The sequence below is a fragment of the Paenibacillus sp. V4I5 genome, from assembly GCF_030817255.1.
Classification (GTDB): Bacteria; Bacillota; Bacilli; order Paenibacillales; family NBRC-103111; genus Paenibacillus_E.
Window position 1 is genome coordinate 5,245,088 of sequence record NZ_JAUSZB010000002.1, and the last position, 13,377, is coordinate 5,258,464.

At 44.8% G+C, this 13,377-nt stretch carries 12 protein-coding genes; 9 read left to right on the forward strand and 3 right to left on the reverse strand.

What is annotated here, in order from left to right:
• Window positions 1–6 precede the first annotated feature (6 nt).
• From QFZ78_RS25945 to QFZ78_RS25955, 3 genes are read left to right on the forward strand one after another with little or no spacing between them, the layout of a single operon-like run.
• Window positions 7–1,062 (forward strand): ABC transporter ATP-binding protein, encoded by a 1,056-nt coding sequence (locus tag QFZ78_RS25945; RefSeq protein WP_307551842.1) that lies wholly within the window; start codon window positions 7–9, stop codon window positions 1,060–1,062.
• The gene (locus QFZ78_RS25950) at window positions 1,055–1,849 is read left to right on the forward strand and encodes an ABC transporter permease (protein WP_307551845.1); all 795 of its coding nucleotides are present in this window, start codon (window positions 1,055–1,057) and stop codon (window positions 1,847–1,849) included. Before QFZ78_RS25945 ends, QFZ78_RS25950 begins: the two co-directional genes overlap by 8 nt.
• Window positions 1,850–1,852: 3 nt before the next feature.
• Window positions 1,853–2,641 carry an ABC transporter permease gene (locus QFZ78_RS25955; protein WP_307551847.1) on the forward strand — a complete coding sequence of 263 codons (789 nt, stop codon included), beginning with the start codon at window positions 1,853–1,855 and terminating at the stop codon, window positions 2,639–2,641.
• A gap of 67 nt (window positions 2,642–2,708) precedes the next feature.
• Here QFZ78_RS25955 and QFZ78_RS25960 read toward each other — a convergent pair whose 3' ends face one another.
• Window positions 2,709–3,506 (reverse strand): YheC/YheD family protein, encoded by a 798-nt coding sequence (locus QFZ78_RS25960; protein ID WP_307551849.1) that lies wholly within the window; start codon window positions 3,504–3,506, stop codon window positions 2,709–2,711.
• A gap of 210 nt (window positions 3,507–3,716) precedes the next feature.
• Here QFZ78_RS25960 and QFZ78_RS25965 point away from each other — a divergent pair, with 210 nt between their 5' ends.
• From QFZ78_RS25965 to QFZ78_RS25990, 6 genes are all read left to right on the forward strand, one after another.
• On the forward strand, window positions 3,717–4,934 hold the full coding sequence (locus QFZ78_RS25965; protein ID WP_307551851.1) for a phenylacetate--CoA ligase family protein: 1,218 nt from the start codon (window positions 3,717–3,719) through the stop codon (window positions 4,932–4,934).
• Window positions 4,935–4,948: 14 nt separating this feature from the next.
• Window positions 4,949–5,950, forward strand: coding sequence for a 2,3-diaminopropionate biosynthesis protein SbnA (gene sbnA, locus QFZ78_RS25970; RefSeq protein WP_307551854.1), 1,002 nt, complete (start codon window positions 4,949–4,951; stop codon window positions 5,948–5,950).
• Complete coding sequence (locus QFZ78_RS25975) at window positions 5,931–6,911, forward strand: 2,3-diaminopropionate biosynthesis protein SbnB (RefSeq protein ID WP_307551856.1); 981 nt, start codon at window positions 5,931–5,933, stop codon at window positions 6,909–6,911. The genes sbnA and QFZ78_RS25975 overlap by 20 nt, the downstream gene beginning before the upstream one ends.
• 278 nt (window positions 6,912–7,189) lie before the next feature.
• Window positions 7,190–8,467, forward strand: coding sequence for a phytoene desaturase family protein (locus QFZ78_RS25980; RefSeq protein ID WP_307551858.1), 1,278 nt, complete (start codon window positions 7,190–7,192; stop codon window positions 8,465–8,467).
• A 40-nt stretch (window positions 8,468–8,507) separates the two neighbouring features.
• The gene (locus QFZ78_RS25985) at window positions 8,508–9,407 is read left to right on the forward strand and encodes an RNA polymerase sigma-70 factor (protein ID WP_307551860.1); all 900 of its coding nucleotides are present in this window, start codon (window positions 8,508–8,510) and stop codon (window positions 9,405–9,407) included.
• 166 nt (window positions 9,408–9,573) lie between these two features.
• Entirely contained in the window at window positions 9,574–10,596 is a 1,023-nt protein-coding gene (locus QFZ78_RS25990; RefSeq protein WP_307551862.1) for a DUF3221 domain-containing protein, read from the forward strand.
• Window positions 10,597–10,653: 57 nt separating this feature from the next.
• Here the strand turns inward: QFZ78_RS25990 and QFZ78_RS25995 are convergent, their stop codons facing one another.
• The gene (locus QFZ78_RS25995; protein WP_307551864.1) at window positions 10,654–12,600 is read right to left on the reverse strand and encodes an FtsX-like permease family protein; all 1,947 of its coding nucleotides are present in this window, start codon (window positions 12,598–12,600) and stop codon (window positions 10,654–10,656) included.
• Window positions 12,590–13,351, reverse strand: a complete 762-nt coding sequence (locus QFZ78_RS26000) for an ABC transporter ATP-binding protein (protein ID WP_171641302.1) — start codon at window positions 13,349–13,351, stop codon at window positions 12,590–12,592. The genes QFZ78_RS25995 and QFZ78_RS26000 overlap by 11 nt, the downstream gene beginning before the upstream one ends.
• Window positions 13,352–13,377 lie beyond the last annotated feature (26 nt).

The window sequence follows — 13,377 nt, forward strand, 5'->3', positions numbered from 1 at the left end:
AAGTTCATGTTAGCGATTGATGTTCAAGATCTGCGCAAGGAATTTCAAGTTCAGCAGAGCCGCGGGGGTTTAAAGGGCGCATTTCAAGATTTATTTCAGAGAGAATATAAGCAAATTACAGCTGTGAAAGATATTAGCTTTCAAATTCCTAAGGGCGAAATTTGTGGATATATAGGTGAAAATGGAGCTGGCAAGTCTACTACCATTAAAATGCTAACGGGGATTCTAGTTCCCACATCAGGACATATCAAGGTCAATGGTTTCGTTCCATTTAAAGAGCGTGAGAAATTCGTAGCCGGAATCGGTGTTGTTTTCGGTCAACGCAGTCAGCTCTGGTGGGATATTGGTGTCGTAGAATCGTTTCAACTATTGAAAAAGGTGTATCGCGTATCAGAAGCCGATTACAAAAAGCGTCTAGACGAGCTCGTCGATCGTCTCCAACTATCTGATTTGCTATCACGTCCCGTTCGTAAGCTAAGTCTAGGTCAGCGGATGCGCTGTGAGTTAGCCGCTTCCCTTATTCATAATCCAGCGATTCTGTTCCTCGATGAACCGACCATTGGTCTAGATATCGTAGTGAAAACAGAAATTCGCGAATTTCTCAAATCGCTTAATCAGCGCTACGAAACGACGATCTTGCTTACAACGCATGACCTGCAGGATATTGAAGCATTGTGTTCCCGTGTTATCATGCTCGATGATGGCCGAATTATTTATGATGGCGGACTCGAAGAACTGAAGGTGAAATGGGGCAAAGGCAAGGAAGTCGTGCTGCAATTTGAGCATCAAACGACTTTAGCTCGTCTTCAAGAGCTTACGCGAGGTCTAGATGTTGCTTGGCAGCTTGAAAATGAGCTGTCCGCCAAAGTGTTCATACCGCACGAACGTGCCAATGTTTCTGAGGTGCTTAGCCGTGTCGTTGGTGTTTTGCAAATTCAAGATATCAAAATCAATGAAACCAACACAGATGATATCGTCCGTGAAATTTATAAAGCCGGATCAGCCGATGTGAAACGCCCAGAGGATGTGAAGCAGCCAGAGGGAGTCGCGTCCCATGTTTAATGCTTATTTAGAAGTTATTCGCATGCGCTTCCTGATGATGCTTGCTTACCGTGTTAATTACTACAGCGGCATTTTGATCTATGCACTCAATATTGGTTCCTATTATTTTGTATATAAAGCGATTTATGGTGAGCAAGCTATGATTGGTGGCCTGACGCTAGGTCAGATGACGACTTATGTGGCGATTTCCTGGATGGGGCGCGCTTTTTACTTCAATAACTTAGATCGTGAAATTGCCAGCGAAATTCGTGATGGCAGTGTGGCCATCCAATTCATTCGTCCTTATAACTACGTTTTTGTAAAAATGATGCAGGGACTGGGTGAAGGCGTATTCCGTCTGCTTCTCTTCACAACACCTGGAATGATCTTCATATGGCTTCTCTTGCCGATTGAGTTCCCAACCGATCCAAGCTTGTGGGTTATCTACTTCGTGATGCTATTTTTCAGCTTTCTGATTAATACCCAGATTAATATCATTACGGGCTTATTCGCTTTTTTCTTGGAAAATAACGAAGGACTTATGCGTATGAAACGCGTTGCGGTTGACCTGTTCTCCGGTTTAATTATTCCTATCTCCTTTTTCCCAGGATGGTCTAAATCGGTCTTAGAGTGGCTGCCTTTTCAAGCGATTACTTACTTACCGAGCGCTGTTTTCACAGGCAAAATTACAGGTATCGCGATATTCCAAAACCTTGGTGTCCAAGTGTTGTGGTTCCTGCTTTTAATTATTCCGATCTATGTCCTGTGGATTAAATCCAAAACGCGTCTTTTCGTACAGGGGGGTTAGCTGATGAAGTTCTATATCTCCCTAGTTGTGGAATACTTGAAGAATTACATGAAAACACGTCTCACCTACCGATCCGATTTCTGGATTGAGGTTCTTTCCGACTTGATGTTCAATGGCTTGAATCTATTCTTCATTCTCGTCGTATTTTTGCAAACGCAATCGCTTGGCGGCTGGAATCAAGAAGAGATTTTGTTCATTTACGGTTATTTTATGATTCCTTATGGCATATTCATCACCTTTTTTAACTTATGGGGCTTTAGTGAACGTTATATTGTCAAAGGGGAGATGGACCGCATCCTGACGCGTCCCGCCTACAATCTGTGGCAATTGATGCTCGAAAATCTGAGTCCATCTTCGCTATTCAGCGCGTTGGCGGGTATGATCGTCATGATCTACTCCTGGGTTAAGCTTGGCATTCCGTTTCATTGGCATGATCCGCTGGTCTTTATCGTCCTGGTGATTGGATCGATTCTCATTTATGCAGGAGTATACATCTCGCTGACGTCGCTGGCCTTTTTCTCCGATGCGCCGACAGGTATTCTGCCGTTGATTTGGAACATCCAAAATTATGGACGATATCCAGCAACGATTTACAATAAATTGCTCCGAACGATCTTGACGTGGATTCTGCCTTTTGCATTCGTTGGCTTCTATCCGGCTGCTTATTTCATCGATCCAGAGAATTGGAAGTGGTTCGCCTTGCTGACACCGGTTGTTGGTATTGGTTTCAGCATCTTGGGAATTACGGTTTGGAATATTGGCGTGAAACGGTACCGCGGCGCGGGATCATAAAAGTAAATTGAAAGGCCCAGTTCTTGCTAAAAAGCAAGAACTGGGCTTTTTTTATACATCATCATGATTATTCGTTTCGCTTAGGTGCCTTCTTCGCCTTGGAGCAAGTCAAGCAGTACCGCCTGCCATAGGCTTTGGCATAAGTGATGATTTTACGGATGATCGCTTTATCCTCCAGCTTGGTGAACGGACATGGGTCCGGATGCGTGTTCACTTCCAAGATCCACGGCTTCAACCTGCGGTCGACGGCGATGTCAATTCCGAGTTCATTCATGGCAGGATAGGAGCGGCTAAATTGCACAGCTGTTAGCTTTGCTAGCCGCTTCATCTTTTGCAAAAGCAAAGTCGTGGCTTCGCTTCCGTGCTTGGGTTCAATGAGATCAGCGGTCTTGTAGATAGTACCGCCTTGGCTGCCGTTGGTAACAGCTTTGCGTGGATGAGCGACACGCCCAGCTGTTCCGGTACATTCCCACCCACCGGAAGGCTTTTTCTGAATCATGACACGAAAATCGAAAGGGTTTCCTTCATGCTTCAAGACGTAAATGCCTTTCTGAATGAGATAACGTTTGCTGCCGCAGCGACTCTGTAGGGATTGGAACAGCTTCTCAAACGTTGGAAAGGTGAATATTCGTACCCCGCTTTGATAGCGGTAAATCCCGCCCTTTTTTTCAACTCGCATCACGCCTATACCTAGTGAGCCGGCATCGGGTTTGACATATATCATTCCGTACCTCGCCAGCATAGCTAATAACCGTTTTTGAGTAAGGGGGTGAGTGGGGGGCACGTGTTTTTGCAATTTCTTATTTCCAAGTACAATTCGAGTTTTTATCAGCTTGCTAGCAATGGTTTTGCGGGTTTTGTTCATGGATACGATCCTCTTCTCTATAGAGAAAATAGAATTTCTTTAACATATGAACTGGATGGCATATAGGTGAAAATGCCAGACCGGGTTTTGTGACAACAAGTTATGAATAAAGAACTAAGGGCGGACAGAACGCATAGGATATGTAGTCTGAAGTGTCTTGGATTATCATTTTTTTATGATGGAAAAGCGGAGAGGAGGAACAACCATTCCATGCACATTATGGAAACGATGCAGTTGATGAAACGGCAATTTCCTTGGTATCTGCAAGGGAACGATCTTGAGCAGTCGGATGAGGAATGGCGTGGAGCTTTGGCTGCGCTGCCGCTGATGTCAGCAGCTACTCTGGAGACGTTTTACTACACGGATAATAACCCATTTCTGCAGCGCTCTGATTTGAATCTTTATCGCACATCTGGCACGAGTTCCAAAAGGCGTAAAACGATTTTTTACTCAGAATCGGATGAAGAGGCTTACCTGCGCATTAAGCTGGATATTTTCCGAACGATTCTTGAAGGACACAAGTATCGGACTGCGATGGCGGATATGGGGACGGGACATGCGGAGGCGACGGCTGTAGAGGTGTTCCGCAAACTGGGTATGGAGGCCCAATCATTATCGTTCCAACTTCCTGTAGAGCAGCATATTGAAAGATTGGCAAGCTTTAGGCCTGAAGTGCTGTATACAATGCCGTCCATACTAGATCGCATTCTGCTGGCCTCTGATGACCCTTCTGCGTATGGGATTCGACATGTTATTTTGGTTGGGGAAATTGCAGCACGAGGATGGATCAAGCGAGTAGCTGAAAGGCTCGGCATCGCTGATGAACAAATAACAGATACGTATGGTTCTATTGAGATCGGAACAATTGCTTACTTTTCCCACGAACATGGGAGGTATCTGTTGGCGGAAGGGCTCATGGCCGAGGGGGTCAGAGCGGAGTCGCTTGGAGAAGGTTTGGAGCCTCTGGCGGATGAGCAAGAGCAGGTGCTTATTCTGACGTCAACGGTGAGAGACTCGTTTCCTGCGTTGCGGTACGTTACTTACGATGTTGTTCGTGATTTGCGTCCTATTATGGTGGATGGTGTACCTAGACAAAGTTTTCAAAGTATAGTGAAGCGAATAGGGACTGATCTGAAGCACGGAGAGAAGATAAGTATCTACGACATTGAAGATGTCGTTTATCATCATTTAGGAAATGCCAGTGTTCGTGTGAATGTGGCGGGCAATTCATTACGGGTATTTGTGTACAGTCCGAATGCAACAACAGCCGTTCTGGAAAGCATTCGTTTTGATGTGGAAAACCGCATTCCAGAGATCGGCATGATGATTCGAGCCCGAATACTAGAGGGAATTCAGGTTATCGGAGGTACCTTTGATGATTCGCTAAGCCGCACCTCCGTGAAGAATAAAAAAATCTTTTATACGTGAAGGAGGGAATGCGTATGCAGCTTGAAGGGGGTATTGTTGAAGCGATCGGAGGCACGCCGCTCATTCGACTTGAGCGGTTGTTCAAAGATCAGCCATTCGAAGTTTACGGGAAGATGGAGTGGATGAATCCAGGGGGCAGCGCGAAGGATAGGCCAGCACTTTATATGCTTCGAGAAGCGATACGGCGTGGTGAAGTGACCCGCGACAGCGTCATTGTGGAATCGAGTTCAGGTAATTTGGCTATTAGTCTTGCGCAGCTATGCTGTTATCTTGGACTGCGATTCATCTGTGTGGTTGATCCCCGCACAACCGAGCAGCATAAGCAGATTATCCGCAGCTTTCATGGAGAAATTGATCTTGTCACGGAACCTGACGCGGAGACTGGTGAATTTTTGCCCGCACGGATTCGGAGAGTAGGCGAGCTGGTTGGACAAATACCGAATGCGTATTGGACCAATCAGTATGCAAGCCCTGATAATGCCAAGGCACATATGGAGACGACAATGTCGGAAATCGGAGAGCAATTGGGACCGATTGACTATTTATTTTGTGGCGTAAGTTCATGTGGAACGATTCGAGGGTGTATGGAATACATCCGAAGTCGTGGGTGGTCCACACAGATTGTAGCTGTGGATGCGGAAGGAAGTGTCATTTTTGGCGGGGAAAAAGGTTCGAGAAGGTTCCCGGGGCTCGGCGCCGGAATGATACCAGGTCTATACAAACATGATGTAGCGGACCTTGTCATTTACGTTTCTGACATGGATTGCGTAGAAGGCTGCCGCGCTTTAGTGCGGAGTGAAGCGATTTTGGCGGGTGCCTCTTCTGGAGGCGTTATTTCTGCGATCCGCAAAATGAGCGGAAGCATCCCTGATGGAGCGGTTTGTGCCGCCATTTTACCAGATCGAGGCGAGCGTTATTTGAACACTGTGTACAACGACGAATGGGTTTTGCAAGAGATAGGCTCTAATCCGAGTACCTGGTATGGGAGACTGGCGTATGATTTATTTACAAGATGACCATATCCGAGAAATCGGAATCGATTGGACGAAGCTAACTGACATCATCCAAGATGTCGTTGCCATTAAAGACAGTGGTGACTGTGTACACCCCTTAAAGCCGTACTTACGATTCCGTGAGCAGGCCAACCGGATTATAGCGATGCCTGCTTTCGTAGGCGGAACTATCGAGATGTCGGGAATTAAGTGGATTGCAAGCTTTCCGAATAATAACCGCCTCGGCCTTCCTAGAGCGCATAATACCATTATTCTAAATAAGCCTACTACTGGTGAGCCTCTGGCATTTATCCACAGCGGCTTGCTGAATGGCTTGCGGACAGCGGCGGTGAGCGGTGTCATGCTTAGTCATTATATCGCAACCAGGCAGCCTGCTGATTTGCGCATCAGTGTGATAGGGTGGGGACCCATTGGTCGGTTGCACCTCGATATGTGTATCGCGTTATTCGGAGAAAAGATTAAACGGGTGACTGTGTACGATCTGAAGGGTGTAGATCCAAGCACGGTTCCTGCTGCCGTTCAAGGGATTACTGACATCACAAGCGATTGGCGGTCCGGCTATCGAAGCGCTAACGTAATTGCCACATGTACCGTCTCTGCACAAAGGTATATCGACGAGGCTCCACCAAAAGGGGCACTGCTGCTCAATATATCGCTAAGGGATTTTTGGCCGGAAAGCGTAGCCAAGGTGAAGGCTATTATCGTGGATGATTGGCGAGAGGTATGTCGTGAAAATACGGACATCGAACAACTGCATCTGCAGTATGATTTACAGGAGCCAGATGTTATGACGTTAGCAGATATTGTGCTGCGTAATCGATTGAAAGATATTTCTGCGGAGGAGTCGATTTACTTCAATCCGATGGGTTTAGGTGTCTTCGATATTGCTTTAGCCGGGTATTATTGGAAGGAAGCGTTGGACTTGAACAAGGGCATAAGGTTAGAGAGCAGTCGATCTGTTTAATGTGAAAAGAAGCAGCACTTTTTTGACATATGATAAGGGGGTTGGGGGTGAGCAGAGCTTACCCTCTGTTTAGCTTGACTGAAATTATTTATTTTATCCACATAATTATCCACAATTCCACAGGGTAAAAAGTCCCGTTGTGTATAACTTTCACGCATAGTGTCAACATATCCACAGATCGAGATATCCACAAAGAAAGTTTGATTTTGAAACCGTATCTGTCACAAAACACTTCCCTATTTCGCCTTATGTATGAAAGCGAAACGGAGGGTGAAAACATGAAAAAATACGACACAGCGATTATTGGTGGAGGCTTAGCTGGATTAATTGCGGCCATCGAATTAGCTAAGGATGGAAATAAAGTGGTTGTTTTGGAGAAATCGGGGCGCTTGGGAGGCAGGGCCATTACGAATAAGAAAAATGGTGTTTCCTTTAACTTAGGCGGGCATGCGTTATACCGCGCTGGGAAAGCGTACTCGATTCTACAAGAGCTTGGAGTTCACATAGATGGGGGTGCGCCTTCATCCAAAGTGAATGCCATCTGGAACAATCAAATTCTGCCAATGCCAGCGAGTCCGATGAGTATGTTATCATCTAAGCTTCTATCATGGTCTGGCAAAATGACTCTCCTGCGAATGGTGATGAAGTTAAACAAAATCGATTTAACCACATTAAGCAATTCAACCTTGAGGGATTGGGCTGAAGGTGAGATTCCTGATCCGATGGTACGTCATATTTTCTATGCGCTGTGCAGAACCGCCACATACACGCACGATCCAGACTATCAGCTGGCCGGTCCCGTACTGGCACAAGTACAGCGTTCACTTAAGGGGGTCCTATACCTCCATGGCGGCTGGCAAACGATCGTGGATCAGCTTCACGACAAAGCGGTTCAAGCGGGGGTGCATATCGTTAGCGGCAAAGATGTGAAAGAGATCGTGCATCAGGATGGCAAGGTTCAAAAGCTTAAGCTTGCTGATGAGGAATATCTAGAAATTTCAAACGTGATCAGCACCGCTTCCGCTTCTGAGACCTACAAGCTCGTTCGTGATGCCGATCATACGGTACTGAAACGTTGGAAGGATGAGGCACGTCCATCGAAAGCGGCATGCCTTGATTTAGGATTGAAGAAGCTGCCCGTCCGCGGACGAGATGTTGCGATCGCTCTGGATCAACCTATCTTTTTCTCCCATCATACCTTCCAAGCCAAATTAAGTGATGACGGTACATTGGTTGTGCATTTGGTGAAGTATAACGGACCTGGGGAAAGCGATCCTAAGGCAGACGAGCAAATACTAACTGCTACCATGAATACACTTCATCCAGGCTGGGAACAAGAAGTTGTCGCAAGACAGTTCCTACCCAATATTACGGTTGTCCACGACTATATGCATATAGGTAAATCAGATAGGTTAACAGGTCCGGCTGTTCAGGGTATTCGTGGCCTTTATGTGGCTGGGGACTGGGTCAGTCATGGTGAAATGCTTGTTGACGCATCAGCGGCAAGCGCCAAACGAGCGGCAGAGGCTATTTTAAAAGAAAGCCATTTAGCGTAAAATTGTCATATCATCTAAATAGAGTGAGGAGCTGTGCGATATGGAGTTAGCCGGATCTTCCGAGCAGGTATATACATCGTATAAACCGCTTTTGTTCTCACTAGCCTATCGAATGCTGGGGAGTGTCATGGATGCTGAGGATGTCGTGCAGGAGGCATTTCTATATGTGAATGAGACGAATCCGGCGCATGTCCACAATCCTAAAGCGTATTTATGCAAAATCGTTACCAATCGGTGTATCGATAAGCTGCGTTCCGCCAGCAAAAAGCGCGAGGTCTATGTAGGTCCGTGGCTGCCAGAGCCACTTATAACGCGTGAAGACAATCAGACAGAACCTGATCTCTATTATTCGCAAAAAGAGTCTCTTTCGACCGCGTACCTATTGCTGCTGCAGCAGCTGTCTTGGGTAGAGAGGGCGGTATTCTTATTGAGAGAGGTACTCCAATACGAGTATGACGAAATTGCCGAGATTGTTGGGAAAAGCAGCACCAATTGCCGGCAAATTTTTCGCAGAGCCAAAAGCGCCATCAGCAGCTTTCCAGATCGTGGCGATGATCCAAAGGTGCTGCAGAAGCAGCCTGTAATAGAACAAACTTCAGCCGCCGTGGAACAATTCGTGCAGGCTTTAGTATCTGGCAACATCGGTCAATTGTTGAACATCGTCAAAGCGGATGCCGTCCTTTACTCTGACGGTGGAGGTAAGGTTAAAGCGGCTGTTAAGCCTATTATGGGGGCAGAACGTATCGCCATGTTTTTTTCAGGGCTGCTTTCCAAAGTGCCGCCTGGCTTCAGTTATTCTTTAGCGACTGTGAATGGACAAATGGGCATTGTGGCATACGATGAGGGTCTACCCTACAATGTAATTTCCTTTCATGTTGTTGATGGTCAGATAGATGCTATCTATCTCGTAGTTAATCCTGACAAATTGAGGCACTTATAAATTAGCTCTTGTTCAACCTTCTTTCGCGTGATCTCTCAGGGATTATGCGTAATAAGGTTTTTTTGTGTCTAGAGTTGGCATCATAAAAAAGGTTTATTATGAAACAATTGGAAATTTTATGCGTCTAAGTAGTAAAGAATCTAAAGATTTGAGGTGTAGTTGATCGATGAAGTCCATACTCTTATTGCTTGTATTTGCATTTGGTTTGTCTAGTATCGGGCATCAAGGTGACATGGCCGTTCCTCCAACTGAGGTGGAAAGAGTTTATGAGCTGCCATCCCCGAATCCTGCAGCTCCGCTGCCTGAAAACTTCCAAGATCGAATATTTCATTTAGAAAATGTGTATAGACAATTGTCAGTTAAGCCAATGAGTATTTATAAGTCTGAGAGAGAATACCCCAATGGTGCATTTCATCTTCAGCTTCTTAAGCTAGGTAATCATCGTGAGGAATTGAGCTTACAGGAGAAAGGCCAGATTAAAGAAGCCATCTATAAGGCCATAGGGTCACGTTTCTCACTTGATATTACAACTTTGGTTATATCGAAAGAGGAGGAGTTGGTTGGGGTTATATCCGAAATAGATAGGGAGGATCAAAAGATGCTCCTTGTTAATCCTGAGGCCTGTTTAGATAAGGAATGCAAGGAAATAGATAAATTTTGGGTGAAGCTCGAAGAAGATGCCGTTATTGTAACGAATAAAAGCAACGGTTCCAATAAGTATGAGGATCTAAAACTAGGAGATTTGCTCCATGTGTGGACTACACAAGCAGTATTGCAAAGCTATCCTCCGCAATATACAGCGCTTGATATTGAGGTGGTGGAACCTGAAGATGAGACACCAGTTGCACTTTCAGCTTTAATGAAGACAGATTTTAATGGCATTAAACAAATCGATGTCAGATTCGGCGACGGTAAAAAGCTCGTCATTACAGATTCAAAGTCTCTAGAGGAGATATCATCAAAATTGAAGAGAATTGAGCTTGTCCGAGCCAATGATAAAAGAACATTTTATGGGTTTCTGTACGGGATGGAATTAACCATTGGGGATAACAAGTTTCAGTATGGTACTAGTCTAAGGTTTGATAACATTAAATATAAACGAAATTCAGTTACAACCGAACTAGACGACTATATCGTAGCGCTTGGAAGAGCCAGCATTCCGAATTTATTGCCTGGCATACAAAGATAAAAAAAGCTGCTCACGAAGTCTTTGCGACTCGGAGCAGCCTTTTCTTGTCACTTCTTATCAAAGAGCTTTTCGGATCACCTTTTTATAGTGCAGAACGGAGAGTATGCCGAATATCGAGTATAAGACGGTATACAGCACCATTACAATTATCATTGGTGTCCATAGCTCTGCACCGAAAAGAAACCATCCCGACTGGACGGCGAAATAGCTGTGGATCAGCCCAACGACCAATGGGATTCCGAAATTAAAGATTTGTTTGATCTGAATGCCTTTTAACAAATCGTCCTGCGTAAAACCAAGCTTCCTTAAAATCGTATACGACGGCTTTTCATCTTCGCTTTCATCCATTTGTTTGAAATAAAGAATGCAGCCTGATGTAATCAGGAAGGTTAGTCCAAGGAAGCCAACGATGAACATAATGAGTCCCATTCTATTTTTCTGGTCATTCGCCATATTTTGGCGGGAATCATAAGCCCGATTTTGATCAAAGCCCAGATCGTGAAAAATCTGGTTCGCTTCAGAAAGCTGCGCTTCATTCTCAATATCAATTCCCAAATACATGGATGATTCTTTTTGAATCGCGGGATTCATATCTTGCTTTAAACGCTTAAATACCGAATCGTCGACGATAGCGACTGGCTGGCCGCCATTCGAAAAGTACCATGAAACCATGTATTGCTTCTTAGAGCCTAAATAAGTTTGTGGAATAACGACTTGTTGTCCGCTAAATTGGATCTGGCCGGAATTTTTAAATTTCATAAATTTTTCCAATAGATCATTGGTACCGGTAAAAATCGTTTGTTCTGAAGTCAGATCGATGAATGGCGCGTCCTTGTCACTGACAATAGGAATCGTCATGTTACTAGGATCAAGGAGAAGGCCGTCCATATCGGAAGCCAAGATATCCCGGAGATTGGCCTTGACCTGAATGACCTCAATCGCTGTATCCCTGTGCTTGACTTGTTTAGCATCTAACGCTGCTTTAAACTTGTTGGCATTTTCTACCTTCGTAATGGCAAAGTGGGCTGGCACGTTATTTTTGGCTGTTTTTTCCGTAGAATAATAGGAAATGTAGCTTAAAGATAACAAGCCGATGGAAAGCGCGGATACGGTTGTAATGACAGTCAATAGCAAGGCATTCGATTTCATGCGAAACATGATGGATGAAAGCGATAAAACCTCGCGAACATTTAAATAGCCATTTTTCTTGCTTCGGATGATATTAAGGATTAGCCGGATAGACCCTTTATAGAACAGATAGGTTCCGATGATGACGGAGGCCAGAATAAAGATCATGGCCGAAAAGAGTGCAAACATCGTCATGAAATCGCCGCTAAACAGCTTAGAGGAAATGTAGTAGCCTAACAAAATAAGGATCAATCCCACTATCCCCATGATGGCTTCCGAAGTAGACAATCTTTTCACCTTCACTTCAGTCGAGGTAGAGACGCGAAACAACGATAAAATGCTCTGTCTTTTAATGAACATATAATTAACAAGCAGGATTAACAAGTAGACAGCGCTAAATATAACGAGGGTCTGGACCAGTGCTTGTAACGAAAATTGCAGCGAAGCGGCAGCCTTAACACCTGTAATTTGAAATAAAATCATTAGGATGAGCTTGGACACGGAAAATCCGATAAACGTCCCGACGATTAATGAGCCGAAATAAAGGATAAAGTTCTCGGCGCTAAGGATGCGGAAAATTGCGCCTTTCGTCATACCGATTAACTGCAATAAACCGATTTCTTTGCTGCGCCTTTTCACAAAGATGTTGTTGGCATACAGATTAAAGATGGCGACAATCGCAACAAGTAAAATGGAAGCAGCTCGAATAGACGCGGCGCCTTTAATTGTACCTTTGGTTTGGTCTAAAGCAGGGTCATACTGCAGAGTGACAAATGCGAAATAAAGCGCGACGCTGAACATTAAGGCAAACACGTACAAGTAGTAATGCTTGATGTTGGACTTCAGATTTTGAACAATCAGCTGGTTAATGCTCATTGTGCACCCCGCCCAGAACACCCTGTGTCTTCATGATGTCTTGAAAGAAGGCCTGTCTGGATTCTTGACCTTTATATAACTGGGTATAGATTTGTCCGTCCTTAATAAAGATGACTCTGCTGCTGTAGCTGGCGGCGACTGAATCATGGGTAACCATAACGATGGTTGCTTTCCGTCGTTGATTCAGTTCATTAAGCTTGTTAAGTAAATCGGATGCGGATTTGGAATCGAGTGCACCGGTGGGCTCGTCGGCGAAAATAATACTTGGTTCATGAACAAAGGCTCTTGCGGCAGAGGTCCGCTGTTTCTGTCCACCTGAGATTTCATTTGGATACTTATCCTTAATTTCAAAAATGCCGAGCTCTGTTGCTACCGCTTGAAATTTGTGATCGGCTTCTTGCTTCGAGGCTTTGGTAATGGACAGCGGCAGAAGGATATTCTCCTTAACGGTCAAAGTATCCAGCAGGTTATAGTCCTGAAAGATAAACCCCAGATGATGCTTGCGGAATTCAGCCAACTGCTTCTCTTTCATGGCCGTAATTTCTTGGCCTTCGATTTTAATGGAGCCTTGACTTAGCCTGTCAATCGAAGAAAGTACATTGAGCAGGGTTGTTTTTCCTGAACCGGATGCGCCCATGATGCTGACGAAATCCCCTTTTTCAATGCTGATATCCAGACCCTTGAGCACCTCTTGTTTATTCAGTTTATTGCCATAGCTTTTATGGATTTTGGTTGCTTCCAAAATATTCATATCATTCACTCCTCTTCTACGATAGC